Here is a 23,180-nt window from a genome sequence, read left to right on the forward strand (position 1 = left end):
ATGTCGGCATTAACACGAGTGTTTGCACAACGCACGCAACGCAATAAGCTTGAGCCAAGTGGCGCTTCACTTAAGCAACAAACAACAACTGTACAAACAGCACTTAGGTTTGAATCTCTAGAGCCACGCGTTCTTTTGTCAGCTGATGTAATGGCTTTAGTCAGCGGCGCGATTGATTCGCCAGGCGAACAAGACCGGTATGAGTTAGTCCTGCCTGAGGTGAGCCCAGTCGTCTTTGACCAGCTCACTAATCAAAGCGACTTATCTTGGCAACTTGCCAGCTCTTCAGGTCGAATTGATAGTCAAACTTTAGATACCAATGAGTCCGCCGTTTCAAGTCAAAATTTGTTTTTGGAATTGCCGGCTGAAAGCCCTGGATTGATGTTTGACGACTCCATGATTGCAGCTAGCAGCATCTCTCCTGTCTCGCTCACAAACCCAACTGCATTAACGATTCAGCCGGGCATAGATGTCTCTGGGCAACTCAATCCTGGAAACACAAAAAATACTTATAAATTTGATGTTGTTGCGGGTGAACGATTTTTTTTCGAGTTTCAAAGTAGTAACAATATTGCTGGCTTAAGCTGGTCTTTGCTTGATCCTAATGATGTGCAAGTTTTTAAATCTAGTTTTTTTGATGTCGATCAAAAGTATCCTTCTGCGTTGGACCAATCTGGACGCTACACCTTGTTGATTGAGGGACCAGCCAATGCAATTAATCCCATCTACTACAGACTCACTGTGCAGCCTTCACCCGAGGTATTGTCTTGTTCGGTAGCTCCCGACTCAGTGTTGTCTACCGGTAATCACGATTTCAGCTTTACGTTTAGTCAAGCATTGGATGCCGTTTATTTGCACACATTACAAGTGATCCTACACAACAGTTTTATTGACGATGAATTTTCGGGTGATAGCTTTAGGTACGACGACACTACTCATCAATTACATGTGGGATTTTCCTCACTGGATGAAGGTAGTTATGAGTTAATTTTGTTTAAAAGGGACTTCGATCTAGCAGCGTTTGCATCTTTTTTCGCATCTGATGATTCCTCGGTTAATTCTTTTACTAGCGTTGATAGCGCAATTAACGCAATTAACGCAACTAACGCAACTAACGCAACTAACGCAACTAACGCAACTAACGCAACTAACGTTTATAGCGACTTATATTTTGTAGTGAACTTTTCAGTAGATGCTGACGCTCGTGTTTTCACTCAACCTTTGCTCAGCAAACAACCGGCAGCTTCTTTGATTTTTGAAGGCGCTGCGCGTGGCGTATTTCACGCAGCCGGTGACAGCGACAGTTTTACTTTGGCGCTAGATGCCGGGCAAACCCTCACGCTTGAGATGACGCCTATTGATTCGGCGGTGCAGGGCAGGATTGCACGACTGGCACCGGATGGTGAAACCTTGATAGGCGCAGCAGACAGCACGGCTGCGGGGCAGACCGTGCTGCTGCAGACCCAACCGGTGACCGTAGCGGGTAGTTACCGTATAGACGCAAGCAGTTTGGCGGGCATCGGTCGTTACCGAGTGCGTGCGCTGCTCAACGCCCAGATAGGAGAGGGTGCCAACACCACGCAGGCGAGTGCGCAAAGTCTGGACAGCAGCTTCATCAGCTTAGGCGGGGCAGCAAGCCGCGGTGCTGTGCGCGGCGATCTAGATGGCACTAACAGTCAGTGGTATAGCTTCACGTTGACTGCGGGTCAGCCGACAACTATCGCACTGGCACATGACGCGCATGCGCAAGCACCGAACGTTACGCTTGAACTTTTTGGCAGCGATAACTTGCTGCTAGCCATGGGTCGAACCGATGCCGCCAATGTGGATGCGTATATCGCTGACTTTGTGCCCGGCACTACTGGCTCTTACTACGCCCGTATTAGCGGTACAAGTGCTGGGGCTTATAGCTTGTTGCTCACGCGCGGGGCTGCGTTGCCTTTTGCATACTTGGCGTCAGAAAACATCAGTGATCTATCTCAAAGCGGTTTTGCCTTAGGTGGGGCGAGTACCAGTGCAATTAAAGTGGCCGTCGTCTCCAGCCTACCTCGCTTTTCAGAATTTTTTGACGGCGGCTATGCTGCCATAGCCAGCCAGTTGAACGATGACACGTTCTTTAACTTCACTGCCACGGTCGTGAGTCCGAGCCAGATTGATTCATTGTCAGAGCTGTCTGCTTACGATGTATTGGTTATCGGTGATTCAGGTTTTGACACTGATGGATTTGCGCAGTTTGCCGTGGCGCTGAATACCTGGGTCCAAAACGGCGGCGGCTTGGTCGCTACGGGATGGACTGTCAGCGGATTAGCGGAGGAATCTACCGCAACGCGGCAGGCTCTTTCCGCTGCATTACCTGTTAATGTGCTTGGTTCTAGCTATGACACCGACGGTAGCGTCATGCTCACGGCGGTAAGTCACCCTGTAACGCAAAGCATTGGAGCGTTTACAACAGGGACTTACAGTGAGTTCCCGGAAAGCGGTCTGCGTGCGGACGCGAACAGCCAAATCCTGGCCACGATCAATGGTCAAATCGCGGTGGCCGTAGCGACGCCGGGTAGTGGCAGATCTGTGTACCTCGGCCCTCTTTATGCTGGGTACTCGGGGTATAACACGACCCAGTTGAGGTCGGGTTTGGCAGACCGCCTTTTTGAGCAAGCTGTCGCGTGGGCGAAAGGTCGGGCTGGCGCTGATCGGTACCAAGTCAACGTTAATGCAGGCGACACGCTGGTCATCAACACCACTACGCCAGGCGACGGCAGCCGAGAGCCTATCAACTTGTTGGATACAAAGCTGACTCTGTTTGCGTCAAATGGCGTCAAGGTTGCCGAGAGCTTGAACGGCCCGGATGGTCGCAATGCACGCATCGCATACACCGTGCCTATCGATGCAAGCGGTATTTATCGAGTGGAAGTAGCCAGCGAGAACGGCACACAAGGCAGCTATGTCTTGTCCGTCACCGGCGCCACAGGTTTTGTTGCATCAGCCCCTAGGGTTATCCGGCAGTCGATTCTCGATGGACAAATTGTTGCATCACCTCCTGCCTCAATTGATTTGACGTTTTCTGAGGGCTTGCGTCTCGATACAGTGCAATTCACCGATTTGGTACTCGATGGCGGTGCGGTTGCAACGAGTTTGCAGGTGATTAATGGAAACACTTTGCGCTTCTTTATTAATGCGCAGGATATAGAAACTGCGTACCACTACAGCCTCGCCGCTGGCGTGTTCCAAGGCTTGCAGGACAATGCTAATGCGGCTTTTACCAGTAGTTTTCAGATCGATCACAGCGGACCACGTGTGCTACCGCAAACCCCAGACCAGACAGTGTCGGCACCGTTTAATCAAATTGACTTTACCTTTAGCGAGGCCCTTAATCCCGCCAGCGTCAGTGTGTCCGATGTCGCTAGTTTTTCAGGACCTAGCGGCAGCAATCTACTGGGGCAGATCTATAGTGTTACTGCGGTAGGTAATGTGGTGAGCGTGCGTTTCTTCAGTCAAATGACCTTGGGTCAATACGACTTGGTCCTCGGTCCCAACATCTCCGATATAGCAGGCAATGCGATGGACCAGAATGGCAATGGCATAAAAGGCGAAGGCGCCGACAGCTATCGCGCAACGATTACGCTGCGCTCGCCAGATTTGACGGTGACGGCTGTAACAGCCCCAAGCAGTGGTGCATTCGGGCAGAGGCTTGATGTCTCGTGGATCGTCAAAAACATGGGCACCGATCCAGCGCAGCAAGCCAACTGGTATGACAGCGTATGGTTGTCTCGCGACAACGTATTAGGTGGCGATGCTATCCTGCTAACTTATGTTCAGGCGAATGCCAATCCCTTGGCCGTCAATGGCGAGTACACCCGCAGCGCACAGGTATTGCTGCCAGTTCGCAGTGATTTCGCCACCGGCAATTATTTTTTAATCGTGCGCGCCGATGAATTTGGTTATCAAGCTGAATCAAGTGACAACAATAATGTGCTTGCCTCTAGCGTGATCAGTTTGGTGCGGCCTGACCCTGACCTGCAAGTGCAGAACTTAACTGTCGACCAAAGCCTCATCAAGTCTAGTGACACCATCACCATCCGCTGGAATGACTTCAATAGCGGCAATGGTGCGGTAAACGGTGAGTACTACGACAGTGTTTATCTGCGTAACACCACGACCAACGAAATATTGTTGAGCGATGGTGTTTATTCCGGTGCAGCTCAAGTGGCCGCGGGACAGAGTCTGGCGCGCAGCTATAGCTTCAGACTACCCGATGGTTTGCGTGGTGTGGGCACTTTGGATATTCAGGTCGGCGCTGACCGATCCAACGACATATTTGAAAGCAACAATGTCGGCACGGCCGAGAGCAACAATACCGCGCAAATAAGTCTAGTCTCAAGCCTGGGAAATTATCCTGATTTGCAAGTGCAGAACTTAGCCGTCGACCAAAGTCTCATCAAGTCTGGCGACAGGATCACCATTCGCTGGAATGACTTCAACAGCGGCAATGCTGCGGTAAAAAGCTACTACTACGATCGCGTCTATCTGCGCAACACTACGACCAATGAAACCTTGTTGAACGAGGTTGTTTATTTGGATGCAGCTCAAGTGGCCGCGGGACAGAGTCTGGCGCGCAGCCTCAGCTTCACACTACCCGATGGTTTGCGTGGCGTAGGCACTTGGGATATTCAGGTCAGCGCTAACCACCACAACTACATATTTGAAAACAACAATACCGGCACTGCCGAGAGCAACAACACGGCGCAGCTGAGAGTAGTTTCGACATTGAGGGAATACCCAGATCTACAGGTACAAAACCTAGCCGTAGACCAAAGCCTCATCCAATCAGGTGACAGCATCACCATTCGCTGGAATGACTTCAACAGCGGAAATGCTGCGGTAAAAGGCGCCTACTTCGACCGCGTCTATCTGCGCAACACAACGACCAACGAAACCTTGTTGGACACGCAAGTTTATTCTGAGCCAGTCCAAATGGCAGCGGGGCAGAGTCTGGCGCGCAGCTACAGTTTCACACTGCCCGATGGCTTGCGTGGTGTGGGCACTTGGGATATTAAGGTCGGCGCTGACCACTACAACAACATATTTGAAAACAACAATGCCGGCACGGCCGAGAGCAATAACACCGCGCAGCTAAGCGTAGTTTCGACCTCGAGAACATACCCCGATCTACAAGTACAAAACCTAGCCGTAGACCAAAGCCTCATCCAATCAGGTGACAGCATCACCATTCGCTGGAATGACTTCAACAGCGGCAATGCTGCGGTAAAAAGCTATTACTACGATCGCGTCTATCTGCGCAACACCACGACCAACGAAACCTTGTTGAACACGTATGTTTATGCCGGTGAAGTCCCAATAGAAGCGGGACAGAGTCAGGCGTACAGCTACAGCTTCACACTACCCGATGGTTTGCGTGGTGTGGGCACTTGGGATATTCAGGTCGGCGCTGACCCAAGCTTCTACATATTTGAAAGCAACAATGCCGGCACGGCCGAGAGCAACAATACCGCGCAGTTAAGCGTAGTTTCGACCTTGAGGACATACCCCGATCTGCAAGTGCAGAACCTAGCCGTAGACCAAAGCAGCGTGAATGTCGGCGACAGCATCACTATTCGATGGGACGACTTCAACAGCGGTAACGGTTTGGTGGCCGGTGCGTTTTACGATTTGATTGTTATTAAAAACAAAACTTCCGGTGAGCAGCTCAGCAAGACTACCGTCTACTATGACCCCGCGCTTTCGGGTAACGGCGCGATCAGCCCGGGACAGTTGCTAGCGCGTTCATTTGTTTACCGATTACCGGACGGCACACGCGGCGCGGGTGAGATTGAAGTGACGGTGACAACCGATCAAAACCTCAATGCGCAAGGCAGTGTGTTTGAAGCGAACCAGAGCAACACCGCCGAGATCAATAACTCAAGCATTGTTCAGCTTCAGTCCGCCCTCAAACCGTATGCAGACTTGCGTACTAGCGCACTGAATGTTCCGGCCAATGCCGCCTCAGGTAGCAATATTGAAGTTAGCTGGACGGTCGAGAATCTGGGGCCAGTTTCCACCGGTACAGGTTGGACAGACCGCATCGTGCTGTCCAAAGACGGCGTCATCGGCAATGCGGATGATGTGGTCTTGGCCAACGTGCAGCGCAGCGGCGCATTAGGCGCTGGAGGCATTTACACGCAGACTGCAAACCTACGCATGCCAATGCGGATTGACGGGTCCTACCGCATTGCCGTGATCGCCGATGCGACCAATTCAATATTGGAGCCCGACTCCCGATCCAATAACACCGGCATTTCCAGCGCGATTTCCATTCTTTCTACCAATGCAGATCTGGTTCCGGAAATCACGCTAGTGCCAGTCATTGCCAACGCAGGTCGCAGTGCGCGTATCGAATGGAAGGTCACCAATCGGGGAACAATTGCAACCGACGTCAGTTCCTGGGTAGACAGGGTCTACCTGTCAACCACGCCGGCCTTGGATATCAATGCAGTCAGCGTAATTTCTTTGACGCATACCGGTGCACTTGAAATTGGCGCCAGCTATAACGCAGCAGTCGATGCCATCTTGCCAGCTACAGTAACTGGCGCGCGATACCTGATCGTTAAAACCGACGTGACTGGCAAAGTCTATGAACTCGGCAGTGCTACCAATAACAATATGATCGCTGCGGCGCAGACAACGCAGATTTTTCCCGAGCCCAAAGCCAATTTGCAAATCACAGATCTGCAAGTGCCGACTACTTGGAAAGTTGGTGATACGGTCAGCATGAGTTACTCCGTGCAGAACAACGGCAACGAGATTGTCAGCACCACCCTGACAGACAGCATTCGTCTGGTCGATGTCAATAATTCTGCCAACGTGATGAGTCTTAAAACTGTGCAGCAAAACCGTCTGCTTGGAGTGGGTGCTGCTTACTCACAAACGCTTAGCTTTGAGGCGCCTGCCGTTGCTACAGGCACTTGGCGGCTAGAGGTCATCACAGATTCACTCAATACCTCGAATGAACTCAACGAGACCGACAACACAAGAACTCAGCTGGTCAACGTCATTCACCCAGACCTACGGGTTGACGCCCTGAATGTTCAAGGCTTGCGCCAGGGCGGCGAAGCACTCAACGTGAGTTGGGTCACCAGCAACATCGGTTCTGCCGACGCAGCCGGCGTGAAAGATACCGTGTATTTGTCACGTGACGGTGAACTTGGTTTGAATGACATCAAGCTCGGTGAATTCACCCACGCAACGATTTCAATTGGCGGTAGTTTCTTGGCGAGTATTGCAGTCACGTTGCCAATTGATGCCGCAGGTGCTTATCAGCTTTTGGTTGTAACAGACGCCGACAACCAGCTCAAAGAAACAGCGGCCGGAGAAATTAATAATCAAACACTAGCACTGATAAACGTTGCGCAGGACTACTACGCCGATCTGGCCATTAGCGATGTGTCAGCGCCCACCCGCGTGATCGACGATCCTGCGCCTTTAGAGGTGCTCTGGACCGTCACCAACCAAGGAACTGGCGCGGGCCGCACCAGCAGTTGGATTGACCGCGTAGTGCTTTCTAGCGACGACATTTTAGGCAATGCGGACGACCGCATAGTGGGTGAATACCGCCACGACGGCGCGCTGGCACAAGCTGCTTCTTACAGCCGCAGCGAACGCATGTTGCTGCCTGCGGCCAGCGTGGGCCGCTACCAGCTGTTTGTTGTGACGGATGCGCGTGCCGAGGTGTTTGAGAAAGGCTCAGAAGCCAACAACATTGGCCGCATCAACCATGCTGTCGATGTCATGACCATCCCCTATGCTGATCTGCAAGTTGAGTCGGTCAGCACCAGTGGCACGCCAGCCAGTGGACGTCCGCTGCGTGTGACTTGGAGCGTGGTCAATACTGGCATTGGATTGACCAATGTTGCCGAATGGTCAGACAGCGTTTGGCTCAGTCGCAACGCCGACGGGTCTGGCGTCGTCAAGTCATTTGGCACAGCAAGCCACATCGGCCAGCTTGCGGTGAACGACCGTTACAGCCGCAGCCTTGAAGTGACTTTGCCCGAAGGCATAGAGGGCACCTTCTACATCAATGTGCGCACCGGTGGTTCGTTTGAGTTTGTGTTTGACAACAACAACCAAGCCAGCTCTGGCGCCATTCCCGTGCTGCTGTCCCAATCACCGGACCTGAAAGTAGAGAGCATCACCTTGCCGACTACCGCGCTTGAGGGCGCGGTGATTGACGTGAGTTGGAGCGTAGTCAACCTTGGCCCAGCCAGCGCCGGTGGCGTGTGGACCGATACCGTGCAACTGGTCTCTGGGGGGGGCGGCGCTGCCGTGACCCTAGGTAGCTTTAGCTACGACCGTGGCCTAGAGTCCGGCATTCGCTACACGCGCACTGAACAGCTGCGCTTGCCGGCAAAAATTGAAGGTCTGTACCGCATCAAAGTCACCACCAATTCAGCGGGTCAGTTATATGAATACGGCGCTGCGGCTGGCAACAACGCGTTTGATTCGACAGACTTGACCGAAGTCAGTTTGAACGATCGCCCCGATCTGCGCGTTGGCACTATGACCGTGCCAGAGCATGTCACGGCTGGCACCAGTGCTTCCATTCGCTACAGCGTGATAAACCAAGGGCCTGCAGCAGCCAGCGGCCGTTGGAAAGACAAGGTTTTCTTATCTCTAGACGCTACCCTCAGTGGTGACGACTTGCTGGTGGGCCAATTTGACAACGCGAGTGCGCTCGCGCCGACCGAGGCTTATGCCAGCACCAGCGCAGCGGTGGATATTCCGATTCGCTACCGTGGTAATGCCTACCTAATAGTGGTGGCCGACGGCAACAACAACATTGATGAATACCCTAGCGAAGGCAACAACATCAAAGCGGTGCAGTTCTATGTAGACCCGATACCCTTTGGCGACTTGGTCACCAGCGACATCGTTGCGCCGGAGCAAGCTGTGCATGGCGCGAGTATTGAAGTGCGCTACAAGGTCAGTAACTTGGGCAGTGACACGACCCGTGGCGTCTCGGCTGCTATCAGTAGCTGGACCGACACGGTTTGGCTGGCACGCGACAAACGACGTCCGGGTGCTTATAAGGGCGATGTGATCATCGGCTCCATCACCCACAACGGCAACTTGGCCGTCGGTGCCGACTACCTAGGCACGGCGCAAGTCACGATTCCAGACAACAGCTACTCGGGCAACTACTTCATTACAGTTTGGAGCGACGCCTACGACGTGATTTTGGAGGACACACTAGCGTCCAACATCAACCTAGACGATGCCAACCAGCTGGACAACAACAACTACAAGTCACGTGCAATCAGCGTGATTGGCATTACGCCGCCTGCATTTGATTTGACGGTCATAGACGTTACTGCGCCAGTGGCTGCCGACGCCGGGGGTAATTACACGTTTAGCTACAGCGTGCAAAACAAGGGCGACGCGTTCAGCGGCTACTGGGATGACTTGGTTTACCTGACAGAGAATGCCGACCCGAATTCAGAGCAAAACGTGTACTTCTTAGGCAGCTACAACCAGCAGCGCACTATTGGCAGTGGTGAACGCTACACCGTGACCCAAACCGTGCAACTCGCACCGTCTGTGAAGGGCCGACAAATTGTCGTCAAAACCGACGTTCCCAATCGCATCGGTGAGACCAACGAATCCAACAATCTGCGTGCGGCGGGCTCGGTCATTGCCTCACACCCGGCAGACTTGCAAGTGACTTCGCTAGAGACTCAGCTAGATAATTTTTCTGGCGAAGACAGCACCATCACCTGGACGGTCACCAACCAAGGCGAGGCTGTGTGGCCAGGCTCCCGAGACTGGGCCGATGTCGTTTATTTCAGCAAAGACCCCAGCTTTATTCCGAGCAGAGCTAGCCTCTTGGGAAGCTTTGTTCACTCCAATGTGGCGGGGCTGGCAGCCAACGCCAGCTACACCACCTCAGCGAAAATTAAACTGCCGCCTGGCACCGAGGGTGCTTACTACCTCTACGTCATCACCGACGCAGTGCGCAGCCCTTTGTATTCGAGCCAATTCCGGTCTGAAACAGAGTATTTGGCTGGTGGCTACAACCCAAACTTGCGTGACTACAGCTACGCAAGCTCGGTTTTTGAAGGTGGACGCAACGATAACAATATGGCGGGCGCTGCACTCAACATCACCTACCGCGAACCCGATTTGCAGATAGACAGCATCAGCGTGTCCGATCCCGCGCCGTATTCGGGCCAGCAAATTAGCGTCAGCTGGACCGTCACCAACCGCGGCAGCCGCGACACCCGCAGCAGCAATTGGTTTGATGGCGTGTACTTGTCGCGTGATGATTCTCTAGACGGCAGCGACACCCCACTGGTTGATCGTGGCAATAATGCGGAAACCTACTACCGTATTGCCTCAACAGTGCTGCTTGACGCCAATCAGCCCAAGTACTTAAAGCCGGGTCAGTCTTACACCAATACCGCCACCTTCAACCTGCCCGAATCCATCAGCGGGAACTTCAACCTTATTGTTAAAGCTGACACCTCGGTCACCAAAGACTTCTACCCAAGAGAGCCCAGTACCATTCGCGACGGCCTGAGTACGATCGCAGAAGGGTTCATTTTTGATGCCGTCAAAGAGTTCAAAGACGAAGGCAATAACGTCGCCTTTATCGCGCTACCCATCACCTTAGGCACGCCGCCAGACTTGCAAGTGGCACAAGTTACTGCGCCCGCCAGCGTGCTGGCCGGGCAATCTGTCAGCATCAGTTACCGGGTTGTGAACGCGGGCGGCAACACCACCAGCGATCAAGGCAACTGGAACGACTTGGTCTACCTATCTAAAGACCGATTCTTAGACGTTAACCAAGACCGCTATGTGGGCTATGTAGGCCACGGCGGCGGTTTGGCAGCCGGCGCTACCTATGAGCGCAGCCTTAGCATTACTGCGCCGCGCGACCTAGAGGGTGCGTACTACGTCTTCGTCATCACCGACCCGGCGCGCACCTGGGGCACGGGCGCTTTTGGCAGTGTGCGTGAGTTTGGCAAAGAGCAAAACAACGCCAGTGCTGCAGAGCAGCCCATCATCGTCAACACACCGCCCCCAGCCGATCTGAAAGTCACCAGCGTTGCAGTGCCTAGTTCAGGCATCGTGGGTGAAGCGGTGCAGATTAACTACAGCATCACTAACGATTCCATCAACCCAGCTTATGGACGTTGGACTGATGCGCTCTATCTTTCTAGCGACAACGCGTGGGACTTGGGCGACATCTTGCTAGGCAAGCTAGACCACGTGGGCGACTTGGGTGCGCAAGCTAGCTACAGCGGCTCGCTCACCGCCAAACTGCCGCCACTGAAAGACGGTAGCTGGCGCATCATCGTGCGGCCCGATCTGTACAACGAAGTCTTTGAAGGCAGGATTAGCTACACCGCCACTGGCTTGAACTTACCACCGGGCGAAGCCAATAACCGAGTGGCCTCTGGCGGCGTGCTTCAAGTACAAGTGCCCACGCTCACTGTGGCCAGCCCCTTGAACACCACGCTCGCAGCCGGGCAAACACGCCTTTATAAAGTCAGCGTCGCCAGCAGTGAGACACTGCGCGTGACCTTGGATTCGTCCGCCGAAGAAGGGGCTAACGAGGTCTACATCCGCTACGGCGACATTCCAACCGGTTTTGCCTTTGATGCCGCTTATAGCAACCCGTCGGCTGCCGATCAAGAAGCACTCATACCAAGTACCCATGCGGGTGACTATTACATCTTGCTGCGCGCTAGACAAACCAATCAAAGCAACGACATCCCGGTCACCCTGCGTGCCGATCTGCTGCCGCTAGCCATCACCAAGATCACGCCTGACCAAGGCGGCACAGGGGACGATAACCACCGTTGGGTGACTTTTGATATTGACGGCGCCAGCTTTAAAGCTGGCGCGCTGGTCAAACTCTCACGCCCTGGGGTGTTTGAGATAGAGCCTGCGCGTTGGCAAGTGCTTGACGCCACGCACATCCGCGCGGTGTTTGATTTGCGCTTCGCCCCCCGCGGTCTGTACGACCTAATTGTCACCAACCCAGACGGCAAACGCGTGACTGAAGTCAACCGCTACTTGGTAGAGCGCGGCATTGAGGCTGACATCACCATCGGCATAGGTGGCCCACGCTCGCTCAACCCGGGCGACAGCGCACTTTACAGCGTGTCCTTGCAAAGCTTGACCAATGTCGACACGCCTTACGTGCGCTTTGATATTGGTGCTACCGAAATGGGTGACAGCGACGACGTGCTGGACGGCTTGAACCTTCCTTATGTCTTGTTTGGCTCAAACGTAGGTGGCGCGCCCGATGGCAAAACTGCCGACTCTGCTGGCAACACCCAAACCTACGGCGCAACACCCACGGCCGGACTTAGCCGGGCCGACATCCCTTGGGCACGCTTAGACGGTACGGTCAACGCCACTGGCATGAACTTAGCACCTGGTTACGCCTTTGATGTGGCCGCCGGTGGCTTCATCGGCATGAGCTTTAATTTGCAAACCTACCCGGGCTTAAAAGAATGGCTTGGTTACGATTTTGAAGGTCTTCGCGATAAGCTTTACGCCAGTCACCCCGACTGGAAGGCCAGCGGTTTGCTCGATGCTGGAGTCTCCTCGCTGGACAACATAGAGGCAGGCTTAACTGCCAAGTTTCTGCATGTCGATTCGGGCGACGACCGTGTCCACTACACCAAGCTGGAAGAGTTGGCCACGCCTTTTCGTTTTAATCTGACAGGTGCCGCAACGCCTTTGACGCGTGACGAATTCGTCGCCGATCAAACCGCACACGCCAAACAACTGCGCAGCGCCATATTGGCGGACAACAGCGCTCCATCTAGTTTGGCGGTGTTGGCGGCTGATGAGCAGCAGTGGGTCAAGGGCTGGCTCGGTGCCTTAGAAGCGGCAGGCTTGCTGCGCCCCTTGACTGAGGCGCCGCCGATTCGCAACCAGCCCGAAGTGCTGAGCTTAAACGCCACGCTGGCCACCGGCATCTTGCTGGCCAAGGGCGGTGACAGCTACCGCACGCAGGCCGACTTGCTAGGCTTTTTTGCCAAAGTTCAGCAGTGGTATGGCGACACCGCCAAGTTTTCTAGCGACCCACAAGCCGCTAAAGCAGCAATTGAATATCAAGAGTACCGCAAGGATGGGGACGGCAACGAGGTCTATATTCCCGTGCCCTTTATGGCCGACCCGGCCGCGTTTGACCAACAGGCCGCGCAAGACACCCACTTTATTAACTTCAACGTTTTTGCCGGTGGCCGCACCGAGCTAGAGTATTTGCGCCACATCGGCGTGCTTGACGCCGAATTCAATCCGGTGGCCGGCAAAACGCTCAATCTCACGCAATACCTGCAGCAAGCCGCACAAAAGTCTGCCGACGCACAGGCGCTGATTAGCGTCACCGGCCCACTAGGCACAGCTACTGCGGCAGATGGCAGCAACTATGTGCCGGCAAACACACCCTTGCCCTATACCTTGTCAATTAACAATCCGACCAACCATGCGGTGAGTCAGGTTCGCATAGTGACCGAGCTGGACGCAGACTTGGACGCACGTTCCCTGCGTTTGGGCGACCTCAAGTTAGGCGATATCAATATCCACGTACCGGCCGATAAAGCCGTCTTTCAAGGCGACTTTGACTTCACCGGCAGCAAGGGCTACATCTTGCGCGTAAGCGCTGGCATTGACGTAGCCAGCCGCACCGCCACTTGGCTGTTGCAAGCCATAGACCCCGACACCGGTGAAACCATGCGTGACAACAGCCGTGGTTTGTTAGCCCCTGCCGCAGACCCGAGCAAGCCCAACGCCGACAGCTTAAAGCGTGGCTTTGTCAGCTACAGCGTGCGTGCCGTGGACGGTGCGCTTAGCAACGCCAATATCAGTACTCAAGCGCGCGTGTTTCTGGGTGACGCACCGCCAGCGGACAGTGCTGTCAGTGCTTGTACCCTAGACGTCCATGCACCGGTGACCACCACCACAGTCAGCGCCTTGGGCAAAAACGCCCAAGGTGCGCCCGCCTACGACGTGAAGTGGAGCGCCACTGAAGACGCCAGCGGCGTTAAGTCCTATACCGTATACGTGGCCACAGACGGTGGCGATTTCAAAATTTGGCAGCGTCAAATTGCCCCTTCGCGTATCCAAGCCGTGTACAACGGCGAAGCCGGCAAAACCTACGAATTCTTGGCTGTCGCAGTGGATAACGCCGGCAACCGTGAAGCCGCATCGGTAGCCAACGCCGTGTTGCCCGATGACGGTACCCAACAAGCCGTTCTAGACGCATTAGGCGTCACAGACGGGCTGACTCAAACGCAAGAAATTCCATTCGCCGCACTGGGGCGTAGTTACGCCTCTAACGACTTGTTTGAGCAATCTACCCATAGACTACCGGGCTCGGTAGCCCCGGCCCAACCGGGTGATCTTCAAACCGTGCTGGCACCGTTTTCGCTGCGTGGTTTGGCCGACGGCTTTGCCCAGAGCGATGGCGACGTGGGCGCGCTCGCTATGGTGGAACTGGTCGATCACTCCTTTTTGCTCAGCGCAGGCAAACTGCGTAACGAAGTATTCCAATACAGCAAAGACGGTGGCCACAACACCAGCCCCTTGTTTATCCTGCAAGAGCCAGTGCTCGACATGGCCGTAGACAGCGTGGGCCAACTCTGGGTGATGACGGGCTCAGAGCTGCTGCAGGTCGACGCCAGCAGCGGCGTCATCCTACGCCGCATGAGTGGCCCAGGCCAAGACCCACTCACCCACGCATTGGCGATTGAGCAAAGCAGCGGCAACATCTTTGTGTCATCCGGCAACGGCATTGAAATTTTCCACCCCACCGAGACCAATCCCGCCAAAGTCTGGTCCCACTTTAGCAACCAGCGGGTAGCCGATTTGGCCTTTGGCCCAGACCAGCGCCTATGGGCTGTGAGTTGGAGCGGCAGCAGCATTACTGCCGCGCAAGCCAATGGCCGCACCGATATCGTCAGCTTCCCCATGACCGGCCGTTTTGTGGGTCGCCCTGAACTGGAATACCGCTTGGGTGGTGTGATTGACAGCATCGCCTTTGGCGCTGCGGGCAGCGAGCTTGACGGCCTATTGCTCGCCTCTAGCCAGCCGCGCCAGCGTCCTGTGATCGATGGGCTCAGTGTTATCCCACACCAGAGCGCAGTCTGGATGATAGAGCTGGCTTCGCAACGCGTTTTGCAAGTCGCCACCGGCGGCACGGTAGGCGAAGCCATCATGACCACCTTTGACGGCCGCATACTCGTGGCGCAAAGCGGCCATGTGGATGAAATTGCCCCCATCCACGCACCCAAGGTCACCGCCGTTAGCGTGGCTGATGGGGCTTTTCTACCGCTGCCTGTGGGTCAAATAGCGGTAGTCTTTGATCAGGCCATGTGGCTTGGTAGCGCTGGGGACAGGTCTGACGATGGCAGTGTGCTGAACCCGCAAAACTTCACCCTGACTGCGTTGGGTGCTAATGCTGGGCGCTCAATCACGCCCCAAAGCGTGCGCTGGGACGCTAGCCGCCGCACCGCCTACATTGACATCAGCCAACTGCCCGCCGGGCAATTCGAGCTAAATGTCAGCAACACCCTGCGCAGCCACAACCAGCAGCGCATGGCGCAAAGCTTCATCAGCACATTTACCGCCGTGCTCGACATGACGACCCAAGTCAAGGTCGAATTCACCCACACGCGCTCTAACCGTGCGGACGGATCAGTCAGCTACGACGTCAGTCTGACCAACATTGGCAGCGACGACCTGAACGGGCCGCTGATGCTTTTGCTAGACCCCGGCGCCTACTTTGCTGACAGCATTGTGAGTGCCACTCTTGGTAGCGGTGACCAGTCAGATTTATGGATATTGGACCTCAGCGCTGGCCTGCAAACCCCAGCCTTGGGTGGCAAGCTCAAAGTGGGCGCTACTCTTGCGAATCAAACCGTTAGCGTTGTATCTGCCAGCCGCTTTGCTACGCAAGCCGGTATGGCCAGCTTGGTTAAGTTCAACCTAGGCCACGGTATCTACGCCGTACCGCAAGAAAACCTTGCGCCCATACTCACGGTAGCCGGTGCCATCCAAGCCGACGGCATCACCCCCGACTTAGAAGCCGACACACTCAGCGCCGCCACTGTGGGCCAAGCGTGGACTGGCCAAGTAGAAGCAATTGACGTCGACGGCACCCAACTCTTTTGGTCGCTTGTGCAAGCGCCTCAGGGTCTGGTGCTCAGCACTTCTGCGGCCTACACCAGTGCAGCAGACGGCTACCACGCGCTGGCCAGCCTGAGCTGGACCCCCAGCGCACGCGACCTGGCCAATAGCGAAATTGTGCTGCGCGTGCAAGACAGCCGGGGCGGCGTGGCCACCAAGCGCTTTCAATTGCCGGTGACCGGTGGCAACCATGCCCCCGTCGTTGACGCGATGTATGACCTGACTTTGGTAGAAGGCCAAACCTTGTCGCTTGCGCTCACCGCGGCAGATGCCGATGGCGACACCTTGACATTGACCGTGCGCAAGCTACCCGCAGGCGCCGTATTCAACGCCGCCACCGGCATCCTCAGCTGGACACCAGGCTACGACCAAGCCGGCACTTATAACGATATCGTGGTCGTTGCCAGCGATGGCAAAGCCACCAGTACCCAACGCTTTAATCTCACGGTAGAGCAGGGCTACGCCAAGCCCAGTTTGGGCCTGGTGGCCCCGCAAACCCTGCGCGAGGGCGACGCCTTTGGCCTGCAACTTGCCGGTAACATGCCAGGCGGTCTGCCCGTCGCCGGGCCGCCCCAAGACGGGAACGGCCCCCTCGGGGGGCAGCGCAGCGTGGGGGCTTGGGTCTCCCCCGTCGCCGGGCCGCCCCAAGACGGGAACGGCCCCCTTGGGGGACAGCGCAGCGTGGGGGCTTACTACATTCAATCTGATGGCACCCGCATCGTCTTGGAATACTCAGCCCCATGGCTGCCCGGAGGTGCAACACTTAATTCCGAAACCGGCTGGATCGAATGGACGCCCAGTTACGCCCAGCACGGCAGCTACACCGTGCCCGTTACCCTAAGCGCCAGCTACACCCCACCCGGCGATGGCGACAAGGTCACTACTTCTGTTACCCGCAACTTGGTGTTCAATGTCCTCAACGCCAATGGCGCGCCGGTTTTTGACGCAGCTGAAGTATGGAATATCTTAGAAGGCCAGCCCCTGCGCATTAGCGTGTTTGCGTTTGATCCGGATAACCCAGGTTTCGAGCCCAAAATCCGCTTGACGCCCACAGGCCCGCTCAGTGCAGAACCATCTACCGACGCAACCGTCAGCTACCAAGTTACCGGTCTGCCTGAAGGTGCTAGGTTCGACCCAGACACCTTAGAAATTGTCTGGACTCCCGGCTACGCCCAGGCCGGCAGCTACGCGGTAACGGTTACCGCCACCGACGACGGTGATGCTAAAAATGGCAGCAGTGGTACGCCCGCCGTCAGCAGCGTGACTCTGCCCATCATTGTCACCAATGCCAACCGGGCCCCCGATATTGGCGACGTATCTAACGCTTTTGTCGTTAAAGGCGCAGTTCTTGAGATCCCCGTCAGCGCGGTCGATGCCGACGGCAATCCGGTGCAACTGACCTTCTCTGGTTTGCCGCGCTTTGCAAGCTATACCCAAAATCCGTCACCCCATAACGGCGCAGCTACCACCGGCACGCTACGCTTTGCCCCGGGAGTGGGCGAACGTGGCGACTACGCTATCACCATCGTCGCGCAAGACAACGGCGACGGCAACGTCAACCAAGTGCTGACCCAAGCCAAGACTTTTGTGCTCACAGTGCAGAGCGCCACTGAAGCGCCCGTCATCAGCATGCCGCGCCAAGTAGCGGCAGTGGTGGGCCAAGCCCTATCCGTGCCGATTTACGTGGGCGACTTAGACCAAGACGCACTCAGCTACAGCGCCGTCGGTTTGCCGATTGGCGCAGTCATCACACCGCAGGCACAGTACGGCCAAGCCGTGCTGACTTGGACCCCCAGCGCAGGCGACATAGGCGTGCGCGACATTGAAATTGCTGTCACCGACAGCGGCTTAGGGCCACAAGACGCTGGCTTCCAGCCGGGCAGCACTAGCCCAGTGCCTAACGTCACCAAACACACTCTGCGTGTGCTGGTTCGCGACAGCAACGCCAGCCCCGAATTGCTAGGCGTACAAGTCAACAGCATTCAGCTGCCTGACACGGGCAACGCCGCAACGCCAGTACATATCAGCGCCACCGAAGGCAGTCCCCTGACCATAGACCTGTTTGGCCGTGACAGCGACACAGACCTCATCAGCTGGAGCAGCGCCAATCTGCCACGCGGCATGACACTGGAAGTGCCCGCCGCGGGCAACGGCAACCGCGCCTTGCTGCGCTGGACACCCGACCTATTTGCTGCGCAAGACAGCAACCTCACCCTAGGTGCCAGCGCCACCTCAGGCCTGTGGCGCTTTAGCGTGCAGGGCAGCGACGGCGTGGCCCAGTTTGCCCGCACTTTTGAAGTCAGCGTGGCCAACTTCAACCAAGCCCCGCGAATCTTACCCATGCCGCTGCAACTGGTCAGCGAAGGCGAGACCATAAGCTTTACCCTGCGCACTTTTGATGTCGACCAAGACTCGCTGCGCACCAGCTTGCTCGGCGACGCCGACACCCCAGCGGGCGTGTCCTTCGACAGTGCCACGGGTTACTTTGAGTGGACGCCTGACCAAGACACAGTCAACAACGCCGCGCAAAATGACCGCCCGTTTGTATTTACCTTCCAAAGTACCGACGGCACGGCTACGGCTAGCCAAAGCGTGCAAGTGCGCGTGTTTGACGTCAACCGCGTGCCCCGCCTGAGCGCCAACAACCATGCGGTGCTGGTCGGCCAAACCTTGTCCATCCCAGTGCAACTGAGTATGAACTTGACCAACGGGGCTAACCAAAACGGCATAGTGGCCAATGATGACGACGGCGCTGCGCAAACCCAAGCGCTGACTGTGAGCTTTACCGGCCTGCCTGAAGGCGCCAGTTTTGATGCACAAACCAACCGTTTAAATTGGACGCCTGGCCCCGGTCAAATAGGCGACTTTGTGATCTTCGCCCGCGTGAGTGACGGCAAAAATACCACCACGCGCAGCTTTGCCGTGCGCAGCGTGGCCGATATTGAGGCCAACGCGCCCAAGATACTCGTCTCTACCACCCCCAGCACCCCCGTGCTGCCAGGTCAGACCATTGTTGCCACCGTGCGCGCCGACGCGTTCAGCGGCATTGCCACCCTTGCAGTGCAAATGCGCAGCATCAGCAGCAATACTGACATCAACAGCACCTCGGTAAGCCCATGGCAAACCGTGGCCTTGGACAGGGCAGGGCACTTGCAGCTAACGGCTAGCCTTCCCGGCTTGTTAGAGCTGCTGGTCACTGCCACCGACCGTGACGGCTTCACCAGCAGTCAAACCCACACCATCCGCGTCAAAGACCCGGCCGATACGCAAGCCCCGGTGCTGGCGTGGACAGGTGGCTTGGCCGGTGCCAGCCTAGCAACCCGCCCCGTCACTCTCACCGACCTCACCAGCTTGCAGATGAGCCTGCAAGAAGCCCAGCTCATGGGTTACCAGCTGGAAATTGCTCCGGCTAACAGTGGCTCGAACGGCGGCATGAACGGCAGCATAAATAACGCCGCTTGGACCACTCTGGCTCAGCAAACCGCAGCCGCTGCCAACAGCACTTTAGAACTTACTCTGGCCACGCTAGACCCAGCCCAACTCGCCAATGGCGCGTATCAGCTGCGCCTCTCGGCGTGGGACTTGATGGGCCGCACCACCACTATCGAGGCCAGAGTGGTTGTGGATACCGCGCAAAAATCCTTTTCTAGCACCGCCGCGGTAGACGCGCTCTACACCGTTGCTGGCCACAGCTTTGCCATGCTGCGCACACTGGACAACACCGCCGACTCCAACCCTGCAAACAACTCCGCACAAAAAGAGTTTGTAAAGGACTTTGGCAATTGGTGCATTCCCGCGTTGGATCTTGGCCTTACCCACGACCAGATGAGCACCACCGCCAGCGGCGCCACCGCAGCCTGGAGCGAAGGTGCCCAAGTATGGCTAAGTGCACCCGATCTTGCTGCTATTAATTTGGTAGCTTCTAGTGCAAATTCTGCGGGTGCTAGCGGCACATTTAGTCCAAGCAGTCTGCGCTTTAAGCTAGCTACTACCGCTGAAACGCTGGGCAGCGTAATGGGCGCACCTAGCGTGCTACACCCCGTGTTTGCCGCCGATCAGGGCTGGACTTTAGAAGCCACCAGCCGGTATGAAGATGGCGTGACCCAAGCCGAGAACACCAACACCCCCGAAATGCTGGTGCGCCAAGGCCGTCATCTGTACAGCCAGCTCACCGGCCTACCTTGGGTGCCCACGGGTTTTATCCTCATAGGCCCGGATAGCACCCGCTACATACTAGACGGCGCAGGCAAAGTCACCAACGTGCGCTTTGCTGATGGTGGCCAGTGGTTGGTGTCTGACGCCGGCATAGCAGGCATCGCCGCGGATGTTTCTGGCAGTGCCGCAAACCGCAACCCAGCTGACCGGGTGGACTTCATCCGCGATACCCAAGGCCGCATTATCCGTATCACCGGTCTTGGCGAAAGCCAAAGCAGTGACGCCAACACCACCGTCTACCGCTATGACAGCCAAAGCCGCCTGATTCTGGCGCGCAATCTCAGCGCTAGCGACCTTGGCACGCCCTACGGCTACGACGCGAATGACCAGCTTTTTACCGACCGCATCACCGCCAACCTAGGCGCGGCAGTGCACTGGACCAACGGTACTGACAACCAGTGGACCGGCATTCTGCAAAGCGGCCAAACCACCACCTTGGTGTTTGCCGTGCGTGACAGCGAGCTAGCTTCTAGCGTGCGCGCACCCGGCGCCGCTGGGGCGATCATCATCGCAATCGAGTCGCAATTGAGTGACCCAGCCGCCACCCTGCAAGTTACCGGTGCTACCGTGCTGGGCAGCAACACCGTGACCGGCGTGCAGACCACGCTGGTGCGCGTTACCGAGGCTGGCCTCAAACTGATTCGCTTGCAAGGCACAGGCCAGAACAACAGTAGCGCCCAAATCCGTGTCTCCGTCGCCGGCGACATCAACCGCGACGGTGTAGTAGACGGCGCCGACAGCGCCGCTTGGGTGCAAACTGCGGCTACTAACGCAGCCCTTGGCGACCTAAATGGCGACGCTGTGGTCAACAGCACCGACCGCCAAGTGCTCTACGCCAACTATGGTTTTAAAACCAACCAAGCCCCGGTGGCGGCGGCATTGCTGCCCACCACGCTGACCCATACCGACCTAGCCACCACAGTGGCGCTAGCCAGCGTGGCCCAAGACTTAGACGGCGACCAAGTGCTGTGGCGTGTTGTGGCTGCAACCCACGGCAGCGCGCGCCTAAGTAGCGACGGCCAAAGCATTAGCTTTACCCCCGACGCGCACTACAGCGGTGTGGCCAGTATCAGCGTGCAGGCCGATGATGGCTTTGCGGCGAGTAGCCCCATAGTCCTGAGCGTCAACGTCAGCGCGGCCAAACTGCTGCGCATACGCTTGACCAATTTAGAGCAACTCTCCAACCTGCGCATGGGCGAGGCCGTCACGCTGCAAGCCACTGGGGATTTTGAAGACCAAGCCGGCGTAGCATTGGCAGCAGGCAGCTACCTCACAGTGCAGTCCGCCAGTATTGCGGACATGGGCTACGTGGGCAGCTCCGCAGTCCAAGTGCAAGACGCTACCGACCGCATCCGCGCGACTGGCGTGGGCACAGCCCTAATCAGCGTTAGCCATAGCGACCCATTGGGTCAAACTGTGAGCGCGGTACTGGCACTCAACATCCATGCGGCACCGGCTGTGTCTCCCGCCAGCCTAGATACAACTGGAGCTACGGACGAAGGCGACGGTGATGACGCCGAACCCTTCATCGTCCGACCTGACGTGTACCCAGGCACCCTGGCTTTGATACCCGGCAGCACGCGCCAACTCAAGCTGCATTTGCTTGACCCCAATTCGGGTACAAAAGCTGATATTCACACTGCCAGCCAAACCGCTTTTGCGGGCGCGCAGGAACAAGTTCAAACCTATCTTGATCCCGCTACCCAAGACCCGCTAATCGATCCGATCACAGGCGAGTTAATGCTCGATGCCGACACCGGCGAAGTCCTTCTAGACCCCAACACGGGTGAGACCGTGCAAGTCATCATCCCCGCCGCAGCGCCGGTGTACAGCGGTACGCGCTATTTCAGCAGCGACGAGAACATCGCCAGCGTCAGCGTAGATGGCCTGATCACCGCTTGGCGCGAAGGCAGAGTGACAGTGTCCATCGTCCACCTAGCCAGCGCGGTCGATGGCAGTGGCCAAATCAGCCAGCAAGTGCTTGGACAAACCGACATCACGCTGAATGTGCAAGCAGCACAGCTCACCGACAACGACGATGCCACATCCGCGCCGCGCCGCGCCGCATTGTGGTGGCCAAAGACATTGGCGGCGTGGTCGCCAGCGCAACCGGCGAGACGGTGATGATTGGCGCAGGCGCCTTGCCGGCAGATACGGCGGTCTCCATTACCCGTATCGAATTGGCTGACATGGCGTCGCTGCCGGGGCTGGCCATTCCTGGAGCCGGCGTATTGCAATTGGCGGGTGCTTTCAAACTTGACTTGGGCCGCACCGCGAGCAGCTTTCCCGTGCAATTGGCGGTTCCACTGCAAGCCGGCATTACAGCCGAGGCGGGTACTGAAGTCTTGTTCTTTCGCAAGGGCCAAGTCATCACCGCCGACGGCAGCTTCAAACCCACCTGGTGGTTGGTCGACAACGGCTTTGTGGGTGCCGACGGCGTCGCCCGTACCGCCAGCCCACCTTACGGCGGCGTTGACACCTCTGGCGAATACATGGTCTGCCGCCGCTTACCGGGTGTGATTGGAGGTGTGTTTAACCTAGGTATCGGCGGCGGTGGCTGGGCCGACTTTGGCAACTTCTGCTTGGGTGGCGGCTTGTCTGGCGTGAACATTCAGTCCGAAGTCATAGGCATTCTTGCCAGTCAATCTAGCGCTATAAGCGGCGGTAGCTACAAATTTGGTGTGCCGCAGTTCTCTCAAAACATTGTTATTCCCACGATTGCCGTGGGCGATACTTTCACGCTGAATTTGCAAGACTTCATGCCGCCAGTC

2 protein-coding genes (1 of these 2 cut by a window edge) are annotated in these 23,180 nt (G+C 56.4%); both read left to right on the top strand.

All coding sequences use genetic code 11. The features are described from left to right. Positions 1 to 22,533 carry a CARDB domain-containing protein gene (locus tag HC248_RS06555; protein WP_272953648.1) on the top strand — a complete coding sequence of 7,511 codons (22,533 nt, stop codon included), beginning with the start codon at positions 1 to 3 and terminating at the stop codon, positions 22,531 to 22,533. Then, on the top strand, positions 22,482 to 23,180 hold the 5' end (the start) of the coding sequence (locus HC248_RS06560) for a tandem-95 repeat protein (RefSeq protein WP_168921806.1). Its footprint extends 9,621 nt past the window's final position; only the first 699 of its 10,320 coding nucleotides appear in the window; it begins with the start codon at positions 22,482 to 22,484; its stop codon lies beyond the right edge, outside the window. Before HC248_RS06555 ends, HC248_RS06560 begins: the two co-directional genes overlap by 52 nt.

The organism is Polaromonas vacuolata, assembly GCF_012584515.1.
Lineage (GTDB): Bacteria > Pseudomonadota > Gammaproteobacteria > Burkholderiales > Burkholderiaceae_C > Polaromonas > Polaromonas vacuolata.